At 35.1% G+C, this 26,731-nt stretch carries 32 protein-coding genes; 15 read left to right on the top strand and 17 right to left on the bottom strand.

Translation table 11 applies throughout. The features are described 5' to 3' along the window. Nucleotides 1–220 precede the first annotated feature (220 nt). The 3 genes from KORDIASMS9_RS16195 to KORDIASMS9_RS16185 all read right to left on the bottom strand — a co-directional run bounded on the left by KORDIASMS9_RS16195 (nt 221) and on the right by KORDIASMS9_RS16185 (nt 1,229). Nucleotides 221–436 carry a hypothetical protein gene (locus KORDIASMS9_RS16195; protein ID WP_240321067.1) on the bottom strand — a complete coding sequence of 72 codons (216 nt, stop codon included), beginning with the start codon at nt 434–436 and terminating at the stop codon, nt 221–223. A gap of 120 nt (nt 437–556) precedes the next feature. Continuing rightward, complete coding sequence (locus KORDIASMS9_RS16190) at nt 557–742, bottom strand: hypothetical protein (protein ID WP_240321066.1); 186 nt, start codon at nt 740–742, stop codon at nt 557–559. A 283-nt stretch (nt 743–1,025) separates the two neighbouring features. Next, nucleotides 1,026–1,229: a hypothetical protein gene (locus KORDIASMS9_RS16185; RefSeq protein WP_114903842.1), complete on the bottom strand. Its 204-nt coding sequence runs from the start codon at nt 1,227–1,229 to the stop codon at nt 1,026–1,028. Between the two features lie 232 nt (nt 1,230–1,461). Between KORDIASMS9_RS16185 and KORDIASMS9_RS16180 the strand changes: the two genes are divergently transcribed. From KORDIASMS9_RS16180 to KORDIASMS9_RS16165, 5 genes are all read left to right on the top strand, one after another. Beyond that, complete coding sequence (locus KORDIASMS9_RS16180; RefSeq protein ID WP_114903841.1) at nt 1,462–2,853, top strand: MATE family efflux transporter; 1,392 nt, start codon at nt 1,462–1,464, stop codon at nt 2,851–2,853. Further along, nucleotides 2,840–3,067, top strand: coding sequence for a hypothetical protein (locus KORDIASMS9_RS16175; RefSeq protein WP_114903840.1), 228 nt, complete (start codon nt 2,840–2,842; stop codon nt 3,065–3,067). Before KORDIASMS9_RS16180 ends, KORDIASMS9_RS16175 begins: the two co-directional genes overlap by 14 nt. A 90-nt stretch (nt 3,068–3,157) precedes the next feature. Then, on the top strand, nt 3,158–3,727 hold the full coding sequence (locus KORDIASMS9_RS16170; RefSeq protein WP_114903839.1) for a phosphatase PAP2 family protein: 570 nt from the start codon (nt 3,158–3,160) through the stop codon (nt 3,725–3,727). 94 nt (nt 3,728–3,821) lie between these two features. Then, on the top strand, nt 3,822–3,998 hold the full coding sequence (locus tag KORDIASMS9_RS23395; protein ID WP_162820002.1) for a class I lanthipeptide: 177 nt from the start codon (nt 3,822–3,824) through the stop codon (nt 3,996–3,998). A gap of 119 nt (nt 3,999–4,117) precedes the next feature. Beyond that, the gene (locus KORDIASMS9_RS16165; protein WP_162820001.1) at nt 4,118–4,513 is read left to right on the top strand and encodes a lipocalin family protein; all 396 of its coding nucleotides are present in this window, start codon (nt 4,118–4,120) and stop codon (nt 4,511–4,513) included. A gap of 9 nt (nt 4,514–4,522) precedes the next feature. On the opposite strand, the gene meaB is transcribed toward KORDIASMS9_RS16165, so the two are convergent. After that, entirely contained in the window at nt 4,523–5,605 is a 1,083-nt protein-coding gene (gene meaB, locus KORDIASMS9_RS16160) for a methylmalonyl Co-A mutase-associated GTPase MeaB (protein WP_114903837.1), read from the bottom strand. 335 nt (nt 5,606–5,940) lie between these two features. Between meaB and KORDIASMS9_RS16155 the strand changes: the two genes are divergently transcribed. The 3 genes from KORDIASMS9_RS16155 to KORDIASMS9_RS16145 are packed head-to-tail and all read left to right on the top strand — an operon-like array spanning nt 5,941 to nt 8,145. Next, nucleotides 5,941–6,495 (top strand): RNA polymerase sigma factor, encoded by a 555-nt coding sequence (locus KORDIASMS9_RS16155; RefSeq protein ID WP_114903836.1) that lies wholly within the window; start codon nt 5,941–5,943, stop codon nt 6,493–6,495. Beyond that, the gene (locus KORDIASMS9_RS16150) at nt 6,492–7,004 is read left to right on the top strand and encodes a hypothetical protein (protein ID WP_114903835.1); all 513 of its coding nucleotides are present in this window, start codon (nt 6,492–6,494) and stop codon (nt 7,002–7,004) included. Before KORDIASMS9_RS16155 ends, KORDIASMS9_RS16150 begins: the two co-directional genes overlap by 4 nt. Then, nucleotides 6,985–8,145 carry a hypothetical protein gene (locus KORDIASMS9_RS16145; RefSeq protein ID WP_114903834.1) on the top strand — a complete coding sequence of 387 codons (1,161 nt, stop codon included), beginning with the start codon at nt 6,985–6,987 and terminating at the stop codon, nt 8,143–8,145. Before KORDIASMS9_RS16150 ends, KORDIASMS9_RS16145 begins: the two co-directional genes overlap by 20 nt. Nucleotides 8,146–8,224: 79 nt before the next feature. Here KORDIASMS9_RS16145 and KORDIASMS9_RS23390 read toward each other — a convergent pair whose 3' ends face one another. The 3 genes from KORDIASMS9_RS23390 to KORDIASMS9_RS16135 form a co-directional block, all read right to left on the bottom strand. After that, nucleotides 8,225–8,377 (bottom strand): hypothetical protein, encoded by a 153-nt coding sequence (locus KORDIASMS9_RS23390; protein ID WP_162820000.1) that lies wholly within the window; start codon nt 8,375–8,377, stop codon nt 8,225–8,227. Between the two features lie 630 nt (nt 8,378–9,007). Beyond that, nucleotides 9,008–9,964, bottom strand: coding sequence for a phosphoribosylaminoimidazolesuccinocarboxamide synthase (locus tag KORDIASMS9_RS16140; protein ID WP_114905265.1), 957 nt, complete (start codon nt 9,962–9,964; stop codon nt 9,008–9,010). 198 nt (nt 9,965–10,162) lie between these two features. Next, on the bottom strand, nt 10,163–11,116 hold the full coding sequence (locus KORDIASMS9_RS16135) for a PhoH family protein (RefSeq protein ID WP_114903833.1): 954 nt from the start codon (nt 11,114–11,116) through the stop codon (nt 10,163–10,165). Between the two features lie 108 nt (nt 11,117–11,224). On the opposite strand from KORDIASMS9_RS16135, the gene KORDIASMS9_RS16130 reads away from it, so the two are divergent. From KORDIASMS9_RS16130 to dnaN, 6 genes are all read left to right on the top strand, one after another. Further along, on the top strand, nt 11,225–12,058 hold the full coding sequence (locus KORDIASMS9_RS16130; RefSeq protein WP_114903832.1) for an S-adenosyl-l-methionine hydroxide adenosyltransferase family protein: 834 nt from the start codon (nt 11,225–11,227) through the stop codon (nt 12,056–12,058). 1 nt (nt 12,059) lies between these two features. Beyond that, entirely contained in the window at nt 12,060–12,359 is a 300-nt protein-coding gene (locus tag KORDIASMS9_RS16125; RefSeq protein WP_114903831.1) for a putative quinol monooxygenase, read from the top strand. Between the two features lie 64 nt (nt 12,360–12,423). Continuing rightward, nucleotides 12,424–13,239 (top strand): class I SAM-dependent methyltransferase, encoded by an 816-nt coding sequence (locus KORDIASMS9_RS16120; protein ID WP_114903830.1) that lies wholly within the window; start codon nt 12,424–12,426, stop codon nt 13,237–13,239. Next, nucleotides 13,240–13,965 carry a gliding motility-associated ABC transporter permease subunit GldF gene (gene gldF, locus KORDIASMS9_RS16115; protein ID WP_114903829.1) on the top strand — a complete coding sequence of 242 codons (726 nt, stop codon included), beginning with the start codon at nt 13,240–13,242 and terminating at the stop codon, nt 13,963–13,965. It abuts the gene before it with no gap. A gap of 2 nt (nt 13,966–13,967) precedes the next feature. Further along, nucleotides 13,968–15,623: a gliding motility-associated ABC transporter substrate-binding protein GldG gene (gene gldG, locus KORDIASMS9_RS16110; protein ID WP_114903828.1), complete on the top strand. Its 1,656-nt coding sequence runs from the start codon at nt 13,968–13,970 to the stop codon at nt 15,621–15,623. Nucleotides 15,624–15,775: 152 nt separating this feature from the next. Then, nucleotides 15,776–16,894, top strand: a complete 1,119-nt coding sequence (gene dnaN / locus KORDIASMS9_RS16105) for a DNA polymerase III subunit beta (RefSeq protein WP_114903827.1) — start codon at nt 15,776–15,778, stop codon at nt 16,892–16,894. 490 nt (nt 16,895–17,384) lie between these two features. Here dnaN and KORDIASMS9_RS16100 read toward each other — a convergent pair whose 3' ends face one another. From KORDIASMS9_RS16100 to KORDIASMS9_RS16055, 10 genes are all read right to left on the bottom strand, one after another. After that, entirely contained in the window at nt 17,385–18,005 is a 621-nt protein-coding gene (locus tag KORDIASMS9_RS16100; protein ID WP_114903826.1) for a hypothetical protein, read from the bottom strand. Between the two features lie 34 nt (nt 18,006–18,039). Beyond that, nucleotides 18,040–18,660, bottom strand: a complete 621-nt coding sequence (locus KORDIASMS9_RS16095) for a hypothetical protein (RefSeq protein ID WP_114903825.1) — start codon at nt 18,658–18,660, stop codon at nt 18,040–18,042. 39 nt (nt 18,661–18,699) lie between these two features. Beyond that, nucleotides 18,700–19,563 (bottom strand): hypothetical protein, encoded by an 864-nt coding sequence (locus tag KORDIASMS9_RS16090; protein ID WP_114903824.1) that lies wholly within the window; start codon nt 19,561–19,563, stop codon nt 18,700–18,702. An 11-nt stretch (nt 19,564–19,574) separates the two neighbouring features. Then, entirely contained in the window at nt 19,575–20,204 is a 630-nt protein-coding gene (locus KORDIASMS9_RS16085; RefSeq protein ID WP_114903823.1) for a hypothetical protein, read from the bottom strand. Next, nucleotides 20,204–20,827 carry a hypothetical protein gene (locus KORDIASMS9_RS16080; protein WP_114903822.1) on the bottom strand — a complete coding sequence of 208 codons (624 nt, stop codon included), beginning with the start codon at nt 20,825–20,827 and terminating at the stop codon, nt 20,204–20,206. Before KORDIASMS9_RS16080 ends, KORDIASMS9_RS16085 begins: the two co-directional genes overlap by 1 nt. A gap of 46 nt (nt 20,828–20,873) precedes the next feature. Next, complete coding sequence (locus tag KORDIASMS9_RS16075) at nt 20,874–21,149, bottom strand: hypothetical protein (protein ID WP_114903821.1); 276 nt, start codon at nt 21,147–21,149, stop codon at nt 20,874–20,876. Nucleotides 21,150–21,351: 202 nt separating this feature from the next. Further along, complete coding sequence (locus KORDIASMS9_RS16070; protein WP_114903820.1) at nt 21,352–21,840, bottom strand: putative adhesin; 489 nt, start codon at nt 21,838–21,840, stop codon at nt 21,352–21,354. Nucleotides 21,841–22,114: 274 nt separating this feature from the next. After that, nucleotides 22,115–22,465, bottom strand: a complete 351-nt coding sequence (locus KORDIASMS9_RS16065) for a LytTR family DNA-binding domain-containing protein (RefSeq protein ID WP_114903819.1) — start codon at nt 22,463–22,465, stop codon at nt 22,115–22,117. A 159-nt stretch (nt 22,466–22,624) separates the two neighbouring features. After that, nucleotides 22,625–23,773, bottom strand: coding sequence for an acetylornithine deacetylase (argE, locus tag KORDIASMS9_RS16060; protein ID WP_114903818.1), 1,149 nt, complete (start codon nt 23,771–23,773; stop codon nt 22,625–22,627). 2 nt (nt 23,774–23,775) lie between these two features. Continuing rightward, entirely contained in the window at nt 23,776–25,179 is a 1,404-nt protein-coding gene (locus KORDIASMS9_RS16055) for a YfcC family protein (RefSeq protein ID WP_114903817.1), read from the bottom strand. Between the two features lie 160 nt (nt 25,180–25,339). Here KORDIASMS9_RS16055 and mnmE point away from each other — a divergent pair, with 160 nt between their 5' ends. Continuing rightward, nucleotides 25,340–26,731 (top strand): tRNA uridine-5-carboxymethylaminomethyl(34) synthesis GTPase MnmE, encoded by a 1,392-nt coding sequence (mnmE, locus tag KORDIASMS9_RS16050; RefSeq protein WP_114905264.1) that lies wholly within the window; start codon nt 25,340–25,342, stop codon nt 26,729–26,731.

The following is a 26,731-nucleotide window of genomic DNA, read 5'->3' as shown; positions in this document are numbered from 1 at the left end:
TGTTACTTATTTTTCAAAATAAACAGTAGTAAGATGTTAAACATCGCATCATAAAAATCAAAAAGACTTTGTCATAAAATATGAAGATTTTTTTCCCAGCTATGATTACTGATATTAGAAATTAAAAAATGCAATGTGTACATGTTCATACAAAAAATTTCAAAAGGCTTCTAGCAATCATTCCAGAAGCCTTTTTTGGATAACTTAATAACCGCTAAAATTAAATTGAAGCTGTAATATCATCGCAGGTGTATACTTGTGGACAAGCAATATACCGATTGCAATACCATGGTCCTGTAACACGTCCTGCGCAATCGCATCCACATTTTTTTAAATCGAAGTCGATATCAATAGCTAATCCTATTCCTCCGTGGATTTGGCGTTGTTCTGCTTTCGAAATTTCTTTTGCTCCCTTAATGTTTAAAATTTTACTCATGATTCTATAATTTCAGTTAATCCTTACTCTATTTCGGTTTTTCAGGTATCACCATTTTTATAAATTAAAAGTGCATACAGTTTTATAAAAAATAATAGGTAACCTACTGACTTCTATATATTAAATATCATTGCAAGTGTATACTTGTAAACACGCCATGAACCAAGGACAATACTTTGGTCCTGTTACACGTCCTGCACAGTCACAACCACATTTTGATAAATCGTATCCTACACCTCCATTGATTTCACTTTGTTCAACTTTCGAAATTTCTTTTGCTCCTTTAATGTTTAAAATTTTACTCATGATTCTATAATTTTAGTTAATCCCTACTCTGTTTCGGTTTTTCAGGTATCACCATTTATAACTTAAAAGTACGTACAGTTTTGGAGGAAGTAAAGTGAAATATGGTTCGTTTTAAAAATTGTAGTTGTTTGTTTTATAAAATGAACAGATAAAAAATACTTGAATATCAATTATTTACACAAAAAAGGCTTCGTCATAAAATCCGAAGCCTTTCTTTTCCCCTAAATATAGTTTTGCTTATGAAAAACTATTAATTTAATAATGTACTTATGAATAATAATTTTTAATATAGATCGTCACAAGTGTATACTTGTAAACATCCAAAATGTATTTGGCAATAAGAAGGTCCTGTAACACTTCCTGTGCAATCGCATCCACACTTGGTTAGATCTATTTTTTCTTCTGCAAAAATTCCTCCGTTGATTTCTTTTTGATCTTTCTTAGAAATCACGGAAACACCTTTGATGTTTAAAATGCTTTTTTTCATACTTTTAAGTTTTACGTTACTAATCTGTTCATAAATTAAAATCGTATTAAGCCACTCACTTGTAATTTATGATGATTCAAATGTAAGTCTACATTCCGCCGAAAAAAAGTACTTGTATTTCCGTTTTAAAAAACAGTCGCTTTGATTTATAAAACAGACAGGGCAAATTCACTCAAAAGTATAACTGTTTACCATAAAAGTAAGTTATATTTGCCACGTCAAAAAATCACCTGTGATCTTACAAAACTACACGAAAGAATTTGGGTTTAACCTAAAATTAGCATCTCCTATCATCTTAGGAATGTTAGGACATACCTTCGTAAGTTTTGTAGACAATGCCATGGTAGGACAATTAGGTTCTGCTGAATTGGCAGCCGTCTCACTGGGTAATAGTTTTCTCTTTATTGCGATGTCGATCGGAATCGGGTTCTCTACAGCAATTACAACCTTAGTAGCAGAAGCTGATGCCGCTGGCAACAAAACCGCCGTTAAAAGTGCCTTAAAACACGGTTTGATACTTTGTACCATTATCGGAATTATTGTTTTTTTAGGTGTAATGCTTGCCAAACCGATCATGTACGAAATGAAACAACCTGATGAAGTGGTGCAACTTGCCATGCCGTATTTAAACTTGGTGGCGGTTTCGTTAATTCCCTTGATCATGTTTCAAGCATTCAAGCAATTTGCCGACGGTTTGTCGCAAACCAAATACGCCATGTGGGCAACATTATTGGCAAATGTGGTGAATGTAATTATCAACTATTTCTTAATCTTCGGAATTTGGATTTTTCCCAAATGGGGAATTATTGGTGCGGCAATTGGCACCTTAGCATCGCGAATCATCATGCTGATTTTTATTTGGTTATTATTGCGATACAAACAAAAATTTAAAAATTATGTGACCAATTTCGACTTTAAAAACATTCAAAAATCAGTCTTAAAAAAGATTATTTCCTTAGGTTTTCCGTCGTCATTACAAATGCTCTTTGAAGTCGCTATTTTTACAGCAGCCATTTGGTTATCGGGTATTTTAGGAAAAAATGCACAAGCAGCCAATCAAATTGCGTTAAACTTATCATCCATGACTTTTATGGTCGCCATGGGATTGAGTGTTGCGGCCACCATTCGTGTGGGAAATCAGAAAGGGTTGAAGCATTTTTCAGAGTTGAGACGCATTGCCATAGCATCGCTCTTACTCGTCTTAATTATTGATGTTTTCTTTGCGATCATGTTTATGCTTTTCAACGATTGGTTTCCAACTTTATATGTCAACGAAAGTAATGTTGCAAACTTGGCAGACACACAAGAAGTAATCACTACAGCAGCAGAATTATTACTCGTTGCAGCATTTTTCCAAATTTCTGATGGAATTCAAGTCGTTGGTTTGGGAATTTTACGCGGTTTGCAAGATGTAAAAATTCCAACCTTAATTACCTTTTTTGCCTATTGGATTGTTGGTTTTCCAACGTCTTTCTATCTCGGATTGTACACAGAATACAAAAGTTCTGGCATTTGGATTGGACTCTTGGCAGGATTGACGACTTCTGCAATATTATTGTATATTAGATTTAATTATTTATCAAAAAAACTTATAAAAAAGCAACTGATTCATGGAGCTTCCTAAATTTTTACTGGGCGATAATACCGATTATCCCAACGCGATTTTTATTGTACATACCGAATTCCCACGATTCATCATCAACTTAGAAAATGACGAAGTTGAATGGCTGGAAGAATTTGACAAAGAAGACGAAAAAGAATTGAATGCGGAAGCCGAAAATTTATTTCAATCTGCCAACGAATTTTACGATCGGGAATTGGCGCGTTACGAAGATTAACTTCAATCGTAAAGATTTAAAATTTACTAACATATAAATACAAAATTCTTGTGAATACTTTTTGGGCGTCTCAACTAAATGCTGGCTATTATGATTGATCAACTGATACAATTTGACAAAGAAGTATTTCTGTTTCTCAACGGACTTGGAACGCCTACTTGGGACGGTTTTTGGATGTTTATCACAAATAAATATTACGCCATTCCGTTGTATGCTGTTTTGTTATTTCTCATCCTAAAAACACACAAAAAGAAGGAAATCATTTTCACGTTGATATTGGTTGCGTTGTTAATTACGATTACCGATCAAACAGCAAATTTGTTTAAAAAAACGCTCTTTTTACGTTCGCGACCTTGTTATACAGAAGATTTAATGGAGCACATGCGTTTGGTGAAAGACTCATGCGGCGGCGCGTATGGCTACTTTTCAGGACATGCTTCCAACGCCATGGCTTTGGCTGTGTATATCGGATTGGTCTTAAAAAATCATTTCAAATATATCTTTCCATTTCTCCTAATTTGGGCAGCATTTGTTGGCTATAGCCGAATTTACATTGGTGTGCACTTTCCAGGTGATGTGCTCACGGGAGCTATTGTTGGCGCTATTTACGGAACGCTAATTTTTAAACTCCGACAGTTTTTGATTCGAAAATATGTGTAATTCGTTGTTGCTTGCTTTGTTAATGAATTGCTAAAGTGTAAATTATTGAAAATCATTATGGTTATCTTTAGATATTAATTTAAAAACTTAAACCATGAAAAAGAAAAGTTTACAAACCCTACAATTAAACAAAAAATCAATTTCAAATTTACGCGAAAATCAATTAAAAGGAGGAACTGGCTCTTGGCTTACAGATTATTCTATTTGTGATTGTGAAACGCAAGGCTGTACAGATACAGAATGTCACACTGTTTGGAATTGCGAATTGTAAAGCATAAAATTCAGTAAACAGATAAAAGTTGTGTGTCAATTTGATACACAACTTTTTTTTGAGACGCAACTAATTTCTATTATTAGTATCTACAAAATAGACATTCACATAAAACCGACATGATGAAAAAACTTTTATGCATTTTCGCAGCAACCTTACTCCTATTTTCTTGTGCTACAGATGATGACAATACTACTGAAAACTTGCTGACAGGAACATGGAGACTCACCGCAACTTTATTAGATCCAGGTGATGGAAGTGGAACCTTTTTACCAATAGATAGTGATGCTGATTTAGACTTTTCAGCAGACGGAGTTACGGTCACTTCAAACGTGTCATTTTGTACGATGAGTGAAGTGTTTTCGGCAACGTATTCCGCTTCAGCTGGAACTATTATAATAGATGAATGTGGCGCACTTTCTCCATTTACCATCTTTTTTGAGATTCAAGAAAACGAACTTATTTTGAGTTATCCGTGCATTGAAGCCTGTTTATACAAATATGTGAAACCTTAATTGATACAATTATTTTAACAAATCTAATAGTTTTTGCGCCGCATTGAATGGAGAAATAGTACTGTTTTCAGTTGCGTTTAAGTATTCATCAAGCACCGTTTTTACTTTTTCATTGCTGTAAAAGTTATGTTTCAAGCGTTCTTCAATGGTTTGTAAGAGCCAAAAACGATTTTGCTGTTTCCGATGATTTTCAAAATAACCGTTTTTGAATGTGCTTTCGCGGAAATCTTCAATCATTTGCCAAACCTCGTCAATTCCATCGTGTTTCAACGCAGAAGCTGTCACCACTTTTGGTTGCCATTCAGAAGCTTTTTGCGGATATAAATGCAATGCACGTTTGAATTCCGTTCGTGCCATTTGCGCACGTTTTATATTGTCACCATCCGCTTTATTGATCACAATCGCGTCTGCCATTTCCATAATGCCACGTTTGATGCCTTGCAATTCGTCTCCCGCGCCAGCCAATTTCAACAATAAGAAAAAATCTACCATACTATGCACGGCCGTTTCGCTCTGTCCTACGCCAACGGTTTCAATAATAATGGTATCAAATCCGCACGCTTCACATAAAATAATGGTTTCACGGGTTTTTCGAGCGACACCGCCCAACGAATCGCCAGAAGCTGATGGTCGAATAAAAGCGTTTTCATCCTTTACCAAATCTTCCATACGGGTTTTATCACCTAAAATACTTCCGCTTGATATAGAACTGCTCGGATCAACAGCTAACACGGCAACTTTTTTGCCCAAACCTGTCAAATGTTTTCCAAAGGCTTCTATAAACGTACTTTTCCCAACGCCAGGAACGCCTGTGATTCCTATTCGGATAGACTTGTTGGCATGTGGCAAACATTTTTCGATAATTGCTGTTGCTTTCGCGAGATGTTTGGCGTTTTTGCTTTCCACTAATGTAATTGCACGACTCAACGCAACTTTATCTTGATTCAAAATTTTAGTCACCAATTCGTCTACAGAAGGTTGTTTTCTTCTATTTTTTTTGATGGAAGCCACCGACGATTTACTGATAGTCTCTGGTTGTGAAATACCATCTTTTTCGTGTAACGCAGTGTTATGTTTTCGTTTCGAATCCAAGCGATTATTGTATTTTGTGGTATAAAGACGAAATTACGATATATTTTTGATTGAAAGATTGAATGATTAAAAAATGCTTCCTGTTTTTTGTCACGAATTCACGAATTGTTTTTTTAGAGTTTACTATGTATATGTTTACGAATTAGTTATTTTGAATCTTTCGACCGTCACTTCGAGTGAAATCTTGTAAAGATTTAGTATTTCGACTGCGCTCAATAGAGCTGTCGAGAAGTACTTTGAAACTTTATATCAAATCAACAAAAAACAAAAAAAAGCAAAAAAACGAAACGCTCAAAAAAAAGTGTCGTCTTTAGAATAGAACACAATCATAAGCAATGAACCAACAGCATTCGCTACTTATTAAAAAATGTAAAAAAGGAAATCGGAAAGCGCAAATGAAGCTGTATGATTTGTATGCAGACGCGATGTTTGCAATTACCTGTCGCTATATTTCCAACAAGGAAAATGCAAAAGATGTGATGCAGGAAGCGTTTTTAAAAGCATTTACGCGTTTGTCTCAATATAAAGAAGAAGTTGCGTTTGGTGCATGGTTGAAACGTATTGTCATCAATCAAAGCATGGATACGTTGAAAAAACGAGCGTTGGTATATGAAGAAATGAACGATCAAACCTTGGCGATTGTTGACGATGATGCTTCTTGGGAAATTGAGGTTTCAGTTACCAAACAAGAGATTCTTCACTCCATAAATACCTTGCCAAACAAATACAAATATGTATTGCAATTGTATTTAATAGAAGGTTATGATCATCAGGAAATCTCAGAAATACTGGAAATTCCTGTTCGCACCTCACGTACACAATTGATGCGCGGAAAAACAAAATTGAAGAAAACGTTGCATGATCTTTTTAAACATAAAATATCATTATGAACAATATTAAAGACATCTTAAACGAAAACGATGCGCCTATGGAAACGCCAACGTTACCGAAAGGACATCGCGCTGAATTTCTAGATAAATTAGCAAATTTTGAAACGAATTCCACTCAAAAAAATCCAATGTATTATTGGCGTGCCATTGCTGCAGCATGTGTATTGCTTTTGGGAATTGGCGCTTTTATATATGCAAATTATGGAGAAGAAGAATCTCTTTTATTTGCGGAAATGAAAGCGATTGAAGATCAATATTTACAAGATATTGCTTCGGAATGGAAAACGTTTCAACTCACCGCAAATGATGGTTATTTGATTAAAAAGTACGAAGAACGCTTGCAAAATTTAGACGCGTCTTATCAAGAATTGAAAAAAGTGTTTTTAGTACAAAAAAATAGCTTGACTACGTTGGAAAAAATGATTCAGAACTTGCAAATGCGCTTGACACTTTTGCAGGAAATTCAACAACATTTAAAACGATTAAAAAATGAACAACAAAATATATAATACTGTAATCCTATTGTTTATCAGCTCGTTGGGACTGATGGCACAGACACAAAAAAAGTTTCAAAAAACTTTTTCGGTCGATAAAACAACCCAATTGCGGTTTGAAACACGCAATATTGACGTAACGTTTAAAATATGGAATAAAGACCAAGTGAAAGTAGATTTTACAATTGATTTTAAGAACTACAGCGAAGCGGAAGTCAAAAAAATTTCAAATGAAATTATTGTGTCAACTCGTGAAGAAGCTTCTATGGGCGATATGAATTACTTGCTCATACAAAATTCTTCTCCGACGACTATCGGGAGACGTTCTTATACTATAAAATCGGGTGAAATTCGTGTTGAAAATTTCTTTGAAAGCAATAGTGAACCTAATAAATACAAGTCCGTAGCGATGATCAATAAAGAAATTGAAGCCACCAATAATGGAATTCAAGATTTAGATGGTTTTGTGGTGTTTGAGAACGAAAAAGTGGCACTGAAAGACTTGGAAAGCAGCACCCATAAAGATATTCAAAACATTCGTTCTTCTTATGTGATTTATGTACCAACGTATATGATGATTGATATGATGGCGGATAATGCCAATATTATATTTGATGGAACTTTTACAAATTCAATTCGTGGTTCATTTAAAGAAAGTATCTTGGAAGCGGCGACTTTGAGCAATGATAAAAATATGTTCAGTTTTATGAATGGGACAATCAAAATTAAAAAGATTTCTGGTGGACAATTTATATGTAAAAATGTTACTAATAGTCTCATAGGTGAACTTGAAAATGCTTCTTTAGAAACAGAATTCTCAAAAATTGACATTGGCGAGGTCAAGAAAAACGTAGCGTTTCGGGATTTTAAGAGCAAGTTTTTCTTTTACAATTTGGCTGCTAATTTTGAAACTATCAATATGCTTTGTGAATATTCAGACATTAAAATGTATGCTGATAAAGATCAAAAATATTATATGGAAGCGTATGGAAATAATGCCGTGTTAAACGATGGCGGTACAAAAATCATCGTACAGCCTAGTCGCGATGGGAAAAAGTCAAAAATGTTCACCCGTGGGAAAGATGATGAAGAAACCCGAAAAAACACATTCAAACTTGATATTGTCCACGGTTTTGTGACATTATTTTACAGATAATAATTCATACAAAACATCAAAAAACGCCAGCATACAAATTAATACGCTGGCGTTTTTCTTTTTCTATTTGTTTCTAAATTTAATTAGAACACGGATATCTTGTTGCCGTTCCTTGGCATCCTTGCACTGTAGAGTGCGCTACTGGATCAGGACTATTTTTCCCGCCAAGTACACTAAATTGTAAGATTGTTTTTTTGTTTAAAGTCAAAGATTTTAAATTTTTCTTTTTCATTTTTTATGGTTTACATTAATAATTCCAAAAAGATAACCATTATAAATGTCGTTAAAAAATAATTTCTAATTTATTTTGAATCAGTGTGTTGTTTGTTGTTTGTTGTTTGTTGTTTGTTGTTTGTTGTTAGCAAAAATACTTTTTCATTTTACATTTAGCGTTTTACATTTTATATTTCCTTTTCGATGGTTGACATTTGAAACTTCTCAATACTGATAGCTTTTTGAAATGTAAACTTCTTATTTGTTTATTTGACAATTTGTTTTTCTGTCGATTTGTTGATTTGAAAATCATGTATGAAGCGTCATTACGAGGAACGCAAGTGACGTGGTAATCTGTTTATCATAGTACGTTCTCGTTATTTGAAGTCACAGATTGCCACGACTGTGTCTCGCAAAGACGTTTCAAAGCTGTTCTCAATACTGATAGCTTTTTGAAATGTAAACTTCTTATTTGTTTATTTGACAATTTGTTTTTCTGTCGATTTGTTGATTTGAAAATCATGTATGAAGCGTCATTACGAGGAACGCAAGTGACGTGGTAATCTGTTTATCATAGTACGTTCTCGTTATTTGAAGTCACAGATTGCCACGACTGTGTCTCGCAAAGACGTTTCAAAAAACTTAAAACCTATGACCTATGACCTAAAAAAGAAACCACATTCTCCTCTATTCTACTCAGAATATTGGAAACATCTGCTTTTTCAAACGTGTCGCCTGTAATGTTTTCATATAATTCAATATACCGATCGGAAACGGTTGTAATGTATTCATCGCTCATAAAAGGAACTTCTTGTCCTTCTTTCCCTTGAAAACCGTTGCCAATCAACCATTGGCGGACAAATTCTTTGGATAATTGTTTTTGTGGTTCTTGTTTTGCTTGTAAATCTTCGTAGGTATCTGCATAGAAATAACGTGAAGAATCTGGTGTGTGAATTTCGTCAATCAATACTATTTTACCATCTTTTGTCTTTCCAAATTCATATTTGGTATCTACTAAGATCAAACCGCGTTCTTTGGCTATTTTTGTGCCTTCTTCAAACAGTAAGCGTGTATATTTTTCTAATTGAATATAATCTTCTTCAGAAACAATGCCTTTTGCTAAAATATCCTCACGAGAAATATCTTCGTCATGTTCGCCCATTTCTGCTTTTGTTGCAGGTGTAATGATTGGTGAAGGAAATTTATCATTTTCAATCATTCCTTCTGGCATTGGAACACCGCACAACATGCGCTTTCCTGCTTTGTATTCGCGCGCAGCGTGTCCTGACAAATATCCTCGAATCACCATTTCTACTTTAAAAGGTTCACAATTGTGACCAATCGCAACATTCGGATCTGGGGTGGCAATCAACCAATTGGGCACCAAATGTTCCGTAGCTTTCATCATTTTGGTTGCTATCTGATTCAGAATCTGTCCTTTGAACGGAATTCCTTTCGGCATGACCACATCAAAAGCAGACAAACGATCGGTAGCGATCATGACTAACAAATCATCATTAATGGTATAAACTTCACGTACTTTCCCGGTATACTTCGCCGTTTGATTTGGAAAATTAAAATTCGTAGCCGTAATTGTGTTGCTCATTTTTTGGGTTGTTGGGTGTTTGGTCGCTTCGCTTTTGGCTTTTGCGTTTTGGCAAAAATAAATTATCATTTTAGTTTCAAAATACTTCTCGACAGCTCTATTGAGCGCAGTCGAAATACTAAATTCTTTCAGAGTTTCACTCGAAGTGACGATTGATACTTTTACATTTAAAATTTAACATTCAACATTTATAATTTCTTAGTTCTGATGCTCAATGCCTCTGTACGCTTCAATGACTTTCTTCACCAATCGGTGACGAACAACGTCTTTATCGTCTAAATAAATCATGCCAATTCCTTTGATATCTTTCAATACTAACAACGCTTCTTTCAGTCCAGAAATAACGCGTCTTGGCAAATCAATTTGTCCTGGATCGCCAGTCAGCATGAATTTTGCATTTTTTCCCATACGCGTCAAAAACATCTTCATTTGCGCATGTGTGGTGTTTTGTGCTTCATCCAAAATGACAAAAGCATTGTCTAACGTTCGCCCACGCATAAACGCCATGGGTGCAATTTGAATGGTTCCATCTTCAATGTATTTCGCTAATTTTTCTGGCGGAATCATATCGCGCAACGCATCATACAACGGTTGCATATACGGATCGAGCTTTTCTTTTAAATCACCTGGTAAGAACCCTAGACTTTCGCCCGCTTCTACGGCAGGACGTGTTAAAATGATGCGTCGTACTTCTTTGTTTTTCAAAGCTCTTACGGCTAATGCAACACCTGTATAGGTTTTTCCTGTTCCCGCAGGACCAATAGCAAACACCATATCATTTTTACTCATCTTATCAACCAACTTGCGTTGATTGGCAGTAATCGCTTTGATAAGTTTTCCATTAGTTCCGTGAAGCAATACTTGTCCGCTTGCATCAGACGTATCATAATCTTTTGCACTTTCGCTCGTCAATACACGTTCAATGACGTTTTCGTCTATTTTATTGTATTTCGCAAAATGCTCCATCAGCATTGTCAAACGCTTGTCAAATTCTTCCAACAACGCTTCATCACCATAGGCTTTTATTTTGTTTCCTCTAGCGACAATTTTGAGTTTTGGGAAGTATTTTTTAAGCAATTCTATATTGGTATTTTGTTGACCAAAAAACTCTCTTGGACTGATCTCAGAAAGTTCAAAAATAATTTCGTTCAAAAGCGACTCGTATTAAAGATTAGATTTCCGTTTTGTTTTTTTAGATTTGCAAAGCAAACTTACCATTTTTTAATAGATTAAACTTAAAAAAATATCAACAATTCGCCAATGGCAATCATTACATTGACAACTGATTTTGGGGAGAAAGACCATTTTGTGGGCGCAGTTAAAGGAGCTATTTATAGTGAATTACCTGACGTTCGCATTGTTGATATCTCACACAGTATCAATCCATTTAGCATTACAGAAGCGGCATACATTATTCAAAATGCGTTTAAAAGTTTTCCACAAGGCAGTATTCATATTATCGGAATTGACTCTGAGTTGAATCCAGAAAATAAGCATATTGCCCTCAAATTAGACGGTCATTTTTTTGTGTGTGCCGATAACGGAATCATGAGTTTGATTGCCGCAGAGATTGTTCCTGAAAAGATTGTAGAAATAAATATTCACGATCGCATTGAGTCAAATTTCCCCGTTTTAGATGTTTTTGTGCAAGTTGCTTGCCATATTGCACGCGGCGGAACTTTGGAAGTGATTGGAAAAACCATTCAAGAAATTAAACACTTAACAGGTATTAAACCTGTCGTAAATACTGATGAAACGCAGATTATTGGCAATGTAATTTATATTGATAATTACGGAAATGTTGTGTCTAATATTTCGCGAAAGCTTTTTAAAGATGTTGGAAAAGGAAGAAATTTTGAAATTTCCGCACGAAATTATAAGTTTAAAACTATTCATGAGTGTTATAGTGATGCCATTAATTTTAAGCTCGAAAAACACAAACGTGAAGAAGATGGGAAAAGGTTAGCCTTGTTCAATTCGGCAAATTTTATAGAATTGGCCATTTACAAAAGCAATCCGTTAACGGTTGGAAGTGCTTCTACCCTTTTCGGCTTGCGATTTAGAGATACCATAACAATTAATTTTAGTTCATAATATGTTTGTACGCATAGTAAAGATGAGTTTTCACGAACAATACATTCCTGATTTTTTGGCGATGTTTGACGAAAAGAAACAATCGATCAAAGACCGTGAAGGTTGTGAGTTTTTAGAGCTGTATCAAGATCAAAACAATCCCGAAATCTTCTTTACGTACAGTCATTGGAAACATGTGGACGATTTAGAAGCGTACCGAAATTCAGAACTATTTAAAAACGTGTGGAAACAAACCAAAGCCATGTTTAACGACAAACCGTATGCGTGGAGTGTGGACAAACTCGTGAGTTTATCCTCCTAAAAATACTAGAAACCATAACCAAACGTTACACAAGCATAGCTTTTCAAAGAGCAAACAACACTATATGTTAAGATCTTTATACTACAAATTATCGCCCAAACAACGACTATTGCTGAGAAAGGTAGTATACGCGCCTATTGATCTTTTCAGAAAGCGTCACGAACTCGAACCGCCAAAAGGATATGTATACACAGGTCCAGGAAATTATATAGAAATTGGGGAAACGTTTTTCGACTATTTCAAGCAATACGGAAACATTCAGTCAAACAGTCGCATTTTAGATATTGGCTCAGGAATTGGTCGTATGGCAATTCCGTTTACGACGTTTTTAAACGAACAAGGAAGCTACAAAGGTTTTGATGTCGTGGCACAAGGTGTCAATTGGTGTACGGAACACATCACGCATAAATATCCAAATTTTGAATTTACACATACACCGCTAAAGAATGATTTATACAATCTAAATACCGACGAAGAAGCCAAGAATTTTACATTTCCGTATGAAGCGTCAAGTTTCGATTTTGCCTTCTTAACTTCGGTATTTACACATATGATGCCCGAAGATGTTTTGCACTATTTAGGCGAAATCAATCGTGTGTTAGACAGCGAAAAAATATGTTTGGCAACCTTTTTTATTTTAGATGAAACGTCTCGCGAGCACATGACAACAAGCAAAATGAACTTTAAAGTCGATCGTAAAAACTACGCCTTGATGGACGAAAAAGTGAAAGAAGCCAATGTTGCTTTTGATAAAGAATATCTGTTTGCACAATTTGAAGCAAAAGGCTTTGAGATTGCCAATTATTTTCCGGGTGAATGGTCTGGAAGAACTGATAACACCTTATCATATCAAGATATAATTGTATTAAAAAAGAACTAAATGTTAGCGATACTTAGAAAAGAAATCAATTCGTTTTTTTCCTCGTCGATAGGATACTTGGTGATTGCCTTATTTTTAATTCTCAACGGATTATTTTTATGGTTTTTTAAAAGTGAATTCAACATCATCAACTACGGATTTGCCGATTTAACGCCCTTTTTCACACTTGCACCTTGGATTTTAATCTTTTTAATTCCTGCCATTACCATGCGAAGTTTCTCGGAAGAAAAACGCTTAGGAACGCTCGAATTATTGTTGACGAAACCCATTTCTGGTTGGCAAATTGTCTTAGGAAAGTATTTTGGAGCATTCGTGTTGATTCTCCTTGCGCTCATTCCAACATTATTATACGTGTACACCGTTTGGAGTTTGGGAAATCCTGTCGGGAATTTAGATGTTGGCAGTACACTTGGCTCCTATTTTGGCTTGTTATTCTTAATTGCAGCCTATACCAGTATTGGCGTGTTTACCTCAACGCTTTCGCAGAATCAAATTGTAGCGTTTATTGCGTCGGTTTTTATCTGTTTTGTCATGTATTTTGGTTTTGAAGGGATCGCTTCCGCAGATATGTTCGGTGACCTAAATCCTACGATTGAAAAATTTGGCATGAAAGCGCATTTCGATAGTATTGCACGCGGCGTGATTGATACGAGAGACGTCATTTACTTTGTAAGTGTCACTATTTTCTTTTTATTCTTAACTGTAGTTCAACTCAAAAAACGATAAGCTTGAAAAAAGAAATTCCTATTCCCGTTAAGATTGTATTCGTTTTTGTCGGATTGATCCTTTTGAATATGATTGCTAGTAGTGTATTTGCACGTTTCGATTTAACTAAAGATAAACGTTACACATTATCAGAAGCTGCGAAAAACACTGTAAAAAGTGTGAATTCGCCCGTTTCTATTACTATTTTTCTTAAAGGAGATATTCCAACGGAATACAAACGATTGGCTTCAGAAACCGAACAATTACTAGAAGAATTTGCAGCGTATAATGACAATATTGAATACGAATTTGTAGATCCGATCAAAGATGACGCGATTGACTTTTTGAAAAAGGAAGATTTGAAACCGCGCTATATTACGGAAGAAATAGCCAATAAAGTGTCGCGCGAAGTCGTGTATCCTTGGGCAATTGCTATTTACGATCAAAAAATGGTGAAAATTCCGTTGTACAAAAACAATCTGGCAAATTCTGAGGATGAAAAAATTGCAAGTTCCGTGCAACATTTGGAATATGCATTTGCCGATGCTTTTAGCAAATTAACCATCATTCAAAAACAAACGATTGCTATTTTAAGAGGAAATGGCGAATTAGACGATATCTACATTGCTAGTTTTATAAAAAGCTTACGAGAATACTATCGCATTGCGCCGTTCGATCTGAAAGCATTTCCAGAAAATCCTGAAAAATCTTTGGAGAATCTGAATCGTTTTGACTTAGCCATCATTCCGAAACCAACGACTAAATTTTCTGATGAAGAGAAATACATTTTAGATCAATACACCATGCAAGGAGGAAAATCGGTATGGTTGGTAGAAACGGCACAAGCGGAACTGGACAGCATTCGTCAAAAAGGAAAAACACTCGGATTTCCACGCGATTTAGGATTGACCGATTTGTTTTTTGAATACGGAATTCGCATCAATCCGAAACTCGTAAACGACATGCAATGTGCTGCCATCGGAATGGAATTCGGTGAAGGTAGCAATGCACAATATTTGCCTGTACAATGGCGTTACAATCCGTTAGCACAAACCGATTTGAATCATCCAATAACGAACAATACAAATTTAGTGCGTTTTGAGTTTGCCAATCAGATCGACACATTGAAAAACGGACCAAAAAAAACCGTATTATTGAAAAGTTCGCCACAATCAAAACTCATCGGAATTCCTAAAGAAATCTCTTTAAGTATCATTGAAAACGAACCTTTACCAGAAACCTATCAAGGAAAAGGAAATCAAAATTTGGCTGTTTTAGTAGAAGGAACTTTTGAATCTGCCTATAAAAATCGTGTGAAGCCATTTCCATTGAAAAACCCAAAAACAGCAGGAGATGCTAAAATGTTGGTCGTTTCTGATGGTGATGTGATTAAAAATCAAATTTCGCGTGGACAACCGCAAGAATTGGGCTTCGATATCATTACACAACGGCAATACGGAAACAAAGAATTCCTATTAAATTCGGTAAATTACTTGTTGGACAATACGGGACTTATAAACATTCGATCGAAAGAATTAAAATTGGCCTTTTTGGACAGTCAAAAAGTAACCGACGAAAAAACCTACTGGCAGTGGATAAACATTGGCTTTCCGTTGGGAATCTTAGCAATTTTTGGATTTGTATTCACTTACCTTCGAAAACGCAAATTTGCAACATAGGTTGTTAATAAGTTTCCTTTCATTACAGCAACATTTGAGATATATTTGTAAGAATATCACAAGGTGGTTCTTTTCGCATCAATTTCACACAAAAAAGCTATGTTAATTACGTGGGAAGAATTATTTTTGAACACTAAATAGAACACAAACACATGAAATTTATTGTATCAAGTACATATCTATTAAAACAGCTCCAAGTTTTAGGCGGCGTTATTAATAACAGTAATACCTTACCTATTTTAGACAATTTCCTTTTTCAACTAAACGAAAACGAGTTGAAAGTGTCTGCTTCCGATTTAGAAACGACCATGTCGTCGGTTTTAACGGTAGAATCTGATAGCACAGGAAATATTGCAGTTCCTGCAAAGTTATTATTAGATACTTTAAAAACCTTTCCAGAGCAGCCATTAACGTTTGTGGTGGAAGATAATAATACGGTAGAAATCAGCTCGAATCACGGTAAATACGCGTTGGCGTATGCAGATGGAGACGAATTTCCTGCTTCGGTAGAGTTGAAAGATCCAAGTTCTACGACAATTGAAGGACATGTGTTGGCAACGGCAATTAGCAAAACGATTTTTGCTTCTGGAAACGATGATTTACGTCCTGTAATGAGTGGTGTATTTTTCCAGTTTTCTCCAGAAAATTTAACATTTGTGGCAACAGATGCGCACAAATTGGTAAAATACCAACGTGCAGATTTGAGTGCTTCACAAGTAGCAGAATTTATCATGCCAAAAAAACCGTTGAACCTTTTGAAAGGAATTTTAGGCGGAAGCGAAGACGAAGTTTTGATTGAATATAATGAGAGCAATGCAAAATTCACGTTTGATAATACCGTGTTGGTTTGTCGTTTGATTGATGGTAAGTATCCCAATTACGAAGCGGTAATTCCGAAAGAGAATCCTAATAAATTAGAAATTAATAGAAATCAATTTTTAAATTCTGTGCGTCGTGTGAGTATTTTTTCGAACAAAACCACGCATCAAATTCGTTTAAAGATCGCTGGTGCGGAATTGAATATTTCTGCGGAAGATATTGATTACTCAAACAAAGCAGAAGAACGTTTAACGTGTGATTACCAAGGTGATGACATGCAAATTGGCTTCAATTCGCGTTTCTTAACAGAAATGATTAACAACTTAGGTTCTGACGAAGTTTCTTTGGAAATGTCGTTACCAAACCGCGCTGGGATTTTAACACCAATTGATGGTTTAGAAGAAGGCGAGCATATTACGATGTTAGTAATGCCAGTGATGTTGAATAATTAATTAGGCATTAGGTTTTGGGTATTCGGTATTAGTTTTTTACTCAACAATATTTAGAACATACATAATTTATATAGAAAAATCCGTTATGCTTTTGTGTGACGGATTTTTTTGTTTTCCAAAAGATTATACCAATTTGATTATACATCTATTACAAAAAAACTAGCTAAGTTTTTACACTTATACCAATTTACATTTAAAATGGTGTTTTGGATACGAAGTTGCTTTGGCTGTATAGGATGCTGTGAATGGTTTGCATAGCCTTAGCTACGGAAAGTATTCGCAAAGAACTAAACTGCCAAATGAACGAGTTTATAAACATCATTTTATGTGTAAATTGGTATTAGCTAGTTACCTCTAAAAAATTTAATCATGAAAATTTAGAAATGGAATCGGAACAAATTCTTTTGAGTTTTATTAATAAGCATCAGAAACGATCGTAACTGCCCCATCACAAATCGTTCCTGATACCAGTCAAATACTAGGTTACATTTTATTTTTGACTGTCTACTTTGAATGTATAACCATCTTCAGCATTTCCATTTAAAGAAATATTAACCTCAGAAGCTCCTTCTAAATCTAATTCGAAGAAATGATCGGTATTCAATACGGCAGAATTTAGCAATTGACTTTCTTCAATTTCAGAAGCAATTCCCCAATATAACTTAGGTTTTAAAACGAATGTAGCTTTTTGCCCATATCCAACAATTTTTTTTGTGATCATTAGTTTTCCATCTTTGTACAAAGAAGCGCTCATTCCGCCAGGAATATTTGCATCGTTATTAACATCAATGGATTTGGTATCAGAAGCATTTCCGTTTTCTTTAAGTACAATTCCAGTTTCGTCTTGACTCACGGTATATCGTTTTCCGATATTTGATGCTAATACTTGCGTTTTATTCATTCCGTCTTTCCAAGTTGCGCCTACTTCGGTAATTACTGGAAACACGAAACTACTAGATGAACCTCTTCCGATATTAGGAATGGTACGCCATGCCACACCTTCTTTTAAGACGTCGAATGTTGGAGTTTCATTTTTGGTAAATACAAAAACCGTTGGAAGGTCTTTGTTCATTGATTTGTTAGTGTAATTGATTTGAATGTTTGTTGACATAATGTTTTATGGTTTAAGTATTTTTAATGATTAATTATTTTTGACTGTCTACTTTAAATGTGTAACCGTCTTCTGCATTTCCATTTAAAGAAACATTGATTTCTGAAGCGCCTTCTAAATCGAGTTCAAAGAAATGATCGGTATTCAATACGGCAGAATTTAACAACTGACTTTCCACGATTTCAGAAGCAATTCCCCAATACAATTTTGGTTTTAATACAAACGTTGCTTTTTGTCCATATCCAACAATATTTTTGGTCAGCATTAACTTGCCATCTTTGTATAATGACGCACTAATACCATCTTGAATGTTTGCGTCATTGTTTACTTCAATGGATTTGGTATCAGAGGCATTTCCGTTGCCTTCGAGTACAATACCTGTTTCATTTTTACTTACCGTATATCGTTTTCCAATATCTGATGCTAATACTTCCGTTTTGTTCATTCCGCCTTTCCAAGTTGCGCCTACCATAGTTACAATAGGAAATACAAAACTGCTTGAAGAACCTCTACCAATATTTGGAATGGTACGCCATGCGACACCTTCTTTTAGGGCATCGAAAGTTGGAGTTTCATTTTTGGTAAATACAAAAACCGTTGGAAGATCTTTGTTCATTGATTTGTTAGTGTAATTGATTTGAATGTTTGTTGACATAATTATTTTTGGTTTTTAAATGATTATTTTTTTATAAGATTAACTGTTGGGCTGAAATGTTTCTTTATATTCTGTTAGTCCATTTAGAAAAGACTCTCCATCTGTAAAATTTGATAATGCAAGCAGTATAATTTCAGAAGAAAATAAACTTGCTGATATATTATACTTTTTTGTTGAACTCACTTTCACTCCATCAATAGTTTCTTCCATAGTTATGACCAATGTTGCTGGTGTAGTATCTGTCTCTTTAATAACTATTTTTGAATCTGTTACTTGCGGATTACAACTAGGCTGTGTATAAGTTGCTTCCTTAACATTCTTTTGGTTCTTTTTTATTTTTTCTATTAATGATTTTATTTTTGAATGTGCTTCTTTATCAATTTTAGTTATCAAATGTGTTTTAAATTGCTTTGAAAAACTTGCGCTATCTTTAATCTTATTTTTTGTTGTTAGCGCTATTTCAGTCCAAGTATTTGCAACGGAATCTGCAGTATTACCATCATTATGATTGGCTAAAAATGTTTGAATTTCCTTATCAAGAGCTTTTAACTCTTCCGTAGCTGTTTTTTCTTCTGTTGCTGTTTTTTCTTCTGTTGCTGTTTTTTCTTCATTTGTTGATTTCTTTTCCTCTGGCTCGTTTTTATCTCCAGTTGGTGTTTTTGGTGTAGTACTCATCTTTTCTTCTTTTTTAGTTATTAAATTAGTTTCCTTGTGTATGGTTCCTGCATGTTTTTGGATGTTTTGTTCAAATATTGTTGGAGAAAAAGCATCTGTATTTATAGGCCGCCCATGAATCTTTATGTTCCCATTTTTTAAATATTTGTAATACCAACTTCCATTTTCAGGCAAAATGCTATTTACATTGTCTATCCCAGATATCTCGTATTCAATATTTTTTGACATAATTCATACATTTATCCGCCACCTTCTATTTTAAAGTAGTATCCGTATTTTGCATTTCCATTCAAAGAAATCTTCACATAACTTGCCCCAGTAAGATCAAATTCGAAAAAATTTGTGCTGTTGATGACTGCCGACTGCAAACTTTCTCCTTTGGATACTTGTGAAGCCAATCCGAAATAAATCTTCTGAGAAGGTCTAAAAATAGCAGATTGTCTATGTCCAATTTGCTTTTTTTCAAGCATTACATGTCCATTATTACAATATTGAGCCGTAACTCCATCTAATACCTCAATATCGTTTACCACTTCTATAATAGACGGATCGGATGCTTCTCCATCTGGTTTTAGTACAATACCTGTGGCGTCTTTAACTACATGATACTTTCCACCAATCTTAGTTGGAATTTGTTCTGTACTGTTTACGTTATTGTCCCAAGATACCTGAATGCTATATTGAGTACTATAATAAAATGTAGCGTGTGACCCACGACCGATATCTTTGATAACTTTCCAGGCGACACCATCTTTAAGGGTATCAAAACCAGGAGTTTCATTTTGAGCGAAAATAAATACTTGTGGCAAATTTTTATTTGCTGAGTTATTTACATAGCTAATTTGGGTTTGATGTTTGAGAATCTTCATTATTCCTGATGTTCTATTTGAAAGTTATACCCAACCTCAGCATTCCCGTTGAGCGATACTGTTGCAGCACTCACATTGGCTAAGTCTTGTTCAAAAAAATGGTCACTATCCAATACTGCAGAAGACAACGATTCCGAAAGATTAATTTCAGAAGCAATTCCCCAATAAATCTTAGGTGTCAATTGAAAGCTTGCCTTTTGCTCATAAGCCACAATATTTTTTTTTACAATAACATTATTGCCTTTGAGCAATTCTGCACTCACACCGCGTTTCACTTGAATGTTGTTCACTAATTCGATATCTTTTGGACTCACCGCGTTTCCGTCTTCCATCAGCATAATACCCGTAAAGTTTTTTTGTACTGTATATCGCTTGCCTGCTCTACAAATCAATTGATTCGTTTGATTTTCGTCGTTTTCCCAAGTAGCTCTTATAGTTGTTTCTGCTGGATACAGAAATGTACTTCTGGAGTTTCGTCCAATATCTGAGATCACTTTCCAAGCAACGCCGTCTCTTATAGCATCAAAGGATGGCAATACATTCTGCGTAAAAATGAAAATCTTAGGCATATCTTCATTTAAGGAATTATTGACGTACGTTATTTTTACATCTCGACCGCTCATTATTTCCTCCTTTCTGTATTCTATTTTTCATTATTAATAAATTTTATTAATCCGTTTTTTTAAGTGGGTTCTGCTCCACCGTATTTTTGACGACTTTCCATTGATAGCCATCCCAAAAAACTTCTATTGCTCCTGAGGGTATTATGGGGCCATTTTCAAAATCTCTTGCAGACACATTTACATATCCTTGATCTTCTAAATACTCTTTAATAGACAGCGTAAACTTCACATACTTTTCATAATCAAGTTCATTTTGTTGACCATAAAAGATGATTTCCTCAGAATCGTTAACCGAAAATTTTTGAACGTTAAATGCTATCATTGTTTTGTAATTTTTAAACTGTATTTTTTTTATATACAATCACTATCAATCAAACTGTACTATTATGGTTGGTTATTTAATTGAGATAAAAATCTCGGTTACATTGTTGAGTTGGATTGTATATAAAAAACTGTCTTACTTCCTTATAATTGAATTTTACGCTTGTAAAAATCACCTCAAAATTATTTTCCTTACTTCCTTATCACGTCAAACTGGCATAATTTCCACTAACTTGATTCGCACATGCTGACCAGTATAATTTTAGTTTTTCACCTTTAGCTAATTGTTTTACAGCCTCTTGAATTTTTTCATCATGTTTGATTAATTCAGAAAGTAACGTAGCTGTACTCACTGTAACTACATTTGTTTTATCTCCTATGGTTCTTTTTCCCCAATCAGAGAGACTTCCTAAATCATATAATGTTAAGTTAGGTGCGAGATTACCTCCTCTATACACAGCTGTAGGAGCTTCAATTGTTGAGGTTCCACTACTATTATCATGATGCAATGTAAGTGTGTTAATTAACACTTGATTAATCATTGCTGATGCTACATCAGTCATTAAAGTGTATCCAATTGGTTGCAGTATATAAAGATCAATGTTTTCGGGAAGCATTGTGTTCGTTGCTCCACCTGAATAACTACCATGCCCCAAAAGAACGAGATCTTTGTTTGTAACTTGTACGCTCATATTTTCTAATTATTTTTATAGAACTGTACTTTTTAGATAAAATAGATTTATCACTAAAAATTACAGTAACTTTATTATTAGTTTTATTAAATATTAGGATTCTGATTCCTACTTATGATCAAAAACAATTTTAGTAGCTACTTAATCGAAATATCTTGTTTTTGATTGGTGCTAAATTCAGCAAAAAGTGAAGGTAAATTCTTTAAAAGTGGATAAGCGTCCTAAATTCGTAGTCAAACGTATTTATTATCGTTATGAATATTCTTTCTAACAATTAAGAAAAAACTTCAAAATTACTCGTAAACTTTTTTTTATAGCGCTCGCTAATCGTAATCGAAGTGCCCGATTTTAGATAAATAGCGTTTTCTGTGAGGTTGATTTCTTTCATTTTGTCAAAATTCACCAAAAACTTTCGGTGAACTTGTTCAAAATTGACAGATTGAAGTACTTGCTTCATTTTATACAAAGAAAGTCGAATGATGTATTTTTTTTCTTCAGTATAAAGTGTCGTGTAGTTTTTCTCCACTTCAATGTATTCCAAATCCTCAAAATCAATCTTACTAATGATATGATGATTTTTTACAAGTAAATAGTTCAACGTAGACTGCCCTTTTTCTAATACCAACGTATTATTTTTTAAGTTTTCATGTAATTAAAACTTAAAAGTTCTGAAAAAAATTAGTGACAAATTAGAAAAGTTCCACGGACGCGGCATAATTAGGAATAAACGCAGGTTTTTATCCCCTAAAAGAAACTAAAAGTGTTTTTTTTAATTGAATTTATATTAATTGCTAAATTCTGCAATTAATTTTCCGAGTATTTCCACACAGCGATCTAATTGTTCTTCTGTGACAAATTCATTGGCACGATGTGCCTGATCGATACTTCCTGGTCCGCAGATAATACTTTCATATCCAGCTTCATGAAACTGTCCCGCTTCTGCAGCATACGCAACGGTTTTCCAAGTATAATTTTCGGTCAGTTTTTGAACTAAACCAACAATGCTATCCGTTTCTTTGGTATCTAAAGCTGGAACTGGCGGATGTATTAAGGTATTGGTGATTTTAAAATCTGGAAACTTTTTTTGAACTGCTGCTTCACGTTCCGCACAAAAGTCATAATACTCTTGAAATACTTGGTGAATGTCATCTTTTGGAATCACGCGGATATCCCATTCAAAACTACAATAATCTGCTACAATATTCGTGGCAACTCCACCTTGAATTTGTCCCACATGAATGGTAGAATGTGGCGGATCAAAACGATCATCTACGGAAGTTTTCGCTATCAGTTTCATTTTATTTTCCAACCATACAATCAAGCGTGTACTTTCATGAATGGCACTTATTTCTTTGTGAATTCCGCTACTATGTCCCGCAGAACCATTGACTTCCGTTTTTACATAACACACACCTTTTTTTCCAATGACAGGTTCTAGCATGGAAGGTTCGCCGATAATGGCATATTTGGGTATTTCTAGATATGTTTTTTGGATATGTTTGATTAAATCGGGCGCAGCCAAACAACCTATTTCTTCATCGTAACTAAACGCAAAATAGATTGGTTTTTGTAAATCTGCTTGTATCATGTCGGGTAAAACTGCTAAACAACAGGCAACAAAACCTTTCATATCACAGCTTCCACGAGCATATAGCTTTCCTTCTTTTTCAGTTAGCACAAACGGATCTGTATCCCAAATTTGTCCTTTTACAGGAACTACATCGGTATGACCAGAAAGAATGACGCCACCATCAACTGCGGGACCAATTCTACAATGCAAAGAAGCTTTTGTGTTTTCTTCGTTTGGAACCAGCGTGGTTTTGATTCCTAGAGATTCAATATATTCTTGAATCCAATGAATGATACTCAAATTACTTTCACCGCCAAATACGGGAAAACTTACCAAATGACTTAATAGTGTAGTTGCGTTCATAGTTAATGATAGCCAATTAATACTGCGATTACAAGTGTGATTGCTGAAAAAATAAATATTGTGAAGGCAACAGGAAGTATAAATCGAAACCAACGATCAATGGGTACACGACACATGCTCAACATCGCGATGAGTCCTCCGAGTGTAGGATTGATTAAATTAGAAACGCCATCGCCAATTTGAAATGCTAGAATCGTAGTTTGCCGTGTTAATCCAATAACTTCTCCAGCAGGAATCATTACGGGTAAGGTTGCCAATGCTTGTCCACTTCCTGAAGGAATAAAAAAGTTAATGATACTTTGCGATATTGCCATTCCGACCGCAGAAAAATGTAAAGACAATTCTTTCAATACTTCTGATAGATGAAATGAAATGGTATCGCTGATATGTCCCATTTCCAATAATACTTTGATCGTTGTAGCAAAACCAACCATAAAAGCGCCTGGAGCTACATACGCTACTGATTTTAATAGCGTTTCACTAAAGGTATTGGCATCCATCTTTCCAATAATTCCGGAAGCTACGGCAACCATTAAAAATATAGCCGAGATTTCGTTGAGATACCAATTCCAATTAAAAACACCATATAAAATGGACGCTAAACCTAAGAGAAATACCGCTATGATGAGCCAATTTTGTATGGATATCGAATACGCTTCAATAGGTTTGGAAAGTGAAATTCCATCAATATTCAATCCTTTTCCAAGACTTTTTGCGGGGTTTTTCGTGATCCTTTTTAAATATCTAACATTGTAAAAAGCCAAGAAACTAAGTGCGCTAAAACATAAGATACTTCGCAACAAAGCACCTGAAAATAATGGAAGCTCCGCAATCTTATGTCCAACACCAACCGTATACGGATTGATGGGTGACAGTCCAAATCCGATCGTAATGGCACCAACGGAAATTCCAGCCGCAAGAATCAAATCGCCACCAAGCGCCAATGCAACCACCGCCGCAATCGGAACCATGGCAATGTTATGTTCATATCCAACAAAAACGCCCAATGCGCCATAAATAAAGGTCATAATAACAACGGCAAGGTATTTTTTTTCTTGTCCAAGGAGTTTTACAAAGGTTCCGACAGCATTTTCAATAGCTTTCGTACGTTCTATAATGCCAAACATAATTCCTCCAGAAAGTACCACAAAGATCACTTCTGCCGCAGCTTTAAAACCTAAAGGAATGGCTTTAAACATGTCTAAAAAACCAATGGGTGTATTAGGAATAATGGTGAATGAATTCGGAATGACACGTTCACGACCGTCAACTACCATACGTTTAAACTCTCCGGCAGGAATTAGATAACTCAGTAATGTTACAAAAATGATAATGATGAATATAATGACGACAGCATGCGGAATTCGTTCATACCATTTTTTCCTGTTTTTTAAGCTTGTATTCAAAAGTTGGTTTGGTTTGAAAATAAATTGAAGCCTAATGTAATCAAAAACTCAACTATTTTTGATTTTTCTTGAAAATAAAATAAAAAAAGGAATCAAAAAGCGAAGCATCGCAACATTCAAAAACCAAACATATTCCCTACTTTTGCACAAATTTTACACTATGATTCCAAATGATACAATTGTCGCTTTGGCAACTCCTTCTGGAGCAGGCGCAATTTCTGTGATTCGAGTTTCTGGAAAAGATGCCATTACAATTTGTGAACCACTTTTTAAATCGGTTCGTAACAAAAAGTTGAGCAAGCAGAAATCACATACGATTCATTTAGGTCATATTATAGATGACAATCGCTATTTGGATGAGGTTTTAGTGTCTTTGTTTAAAGGGCCAAACTCGTACACCGGCGAAAATACTATTGAAATTTCCTGTCACGGTTCGGTGTACATTCAACAACAAATCATTCAATTATTATTGCGAAATGGCTGTAGAAACGCGAATGCAGGAGAATTTACCTTGCGATCATTTTTAAATGGAAAACTCGATTTATCACAAGCGGAAGCTGTAGCAGATTTGATTGCGAGCGATTCCGAAGCATCACACCAATTGGCAATGCAGCAAATGCGTGGCGGATTTAGCAATGAAATCAAAAACTTGCGTGAAGAACTCTTAAACTTTGCTTCGTTGATAGAATTGGAACTCGATTTTGCCGAAGAAGATGTAGAATTTGCCGATCGTACACAGTTTAAAACTTTGATTCAACGCATTCAATTCGTCCTAAAACGTTTAATTGATTCGTTTGCGGTTGGAAACGTAATCAAAAACGGAATTCCCGTCGCGATTGTGGGCGAACCGAATGTGGGAAAATCTACTTTACTAAATGCCCTATTGAACGAAGAACGCGCCATTGTTTCCGACATCGCAGGAACAACGCGTGATACGATTGAAGACGAATTGATCATTGACGGAATTTCCTTCCGATTTATTGATACTGCGGGAATTCGCGAAACGAAAGACGTTGTGGAAAGCATCGGAATTCAGAAAACTTTTGAAAAAATTGAACAAGCACAAGTTGTTATTTATTTGATTGACAGTTCACAGTTGACAGTCGACAGTTTGGCAGTGTTGCAAACTGAAATTGGAAAAATCAAAAATAAATATCCGCAAAAGCCGCTTGTTATTGTTGCGAATAAAACTGACATGCTCAAAAAGCCACAAATTGAGCAATTACAATCAGAAATTGAAAACATTCATATTTTATCTGCCAAAGAAAATATCGGTGTGGATTCTTTAAAAGAAAAACTCGTTTCATTTGTCAATACTGGTGCGTTGCGAAATAATGAAACCATCATTACCAATACACGTCATTACGATGCTTTGCTCAAAGCTTTGGAAGAAATTGACAAAGTCCATTACGGATTGGAATCTGGCTTATCAAGCGATCTCATGGCGATTGATATTCGACAAGCGTTGTATCATTTCGGAGAAATCACCGGAGAAATTACGAGTGACGATTTGTTAGGGAATATTTTTGCGAATTTTTGTATTGGGAAGTAA

Source organism: Kordia sp. SMS9 (assembly GCF_003352465.1).
GTDB lineage: Bacteria > Bacteroidota > Bacteroidia > Flavobacteriales > Flavobacteriaceae > Kordia.
This window is presented reverse-complemented; position numbering and strand designations above follow the sequence as displayed.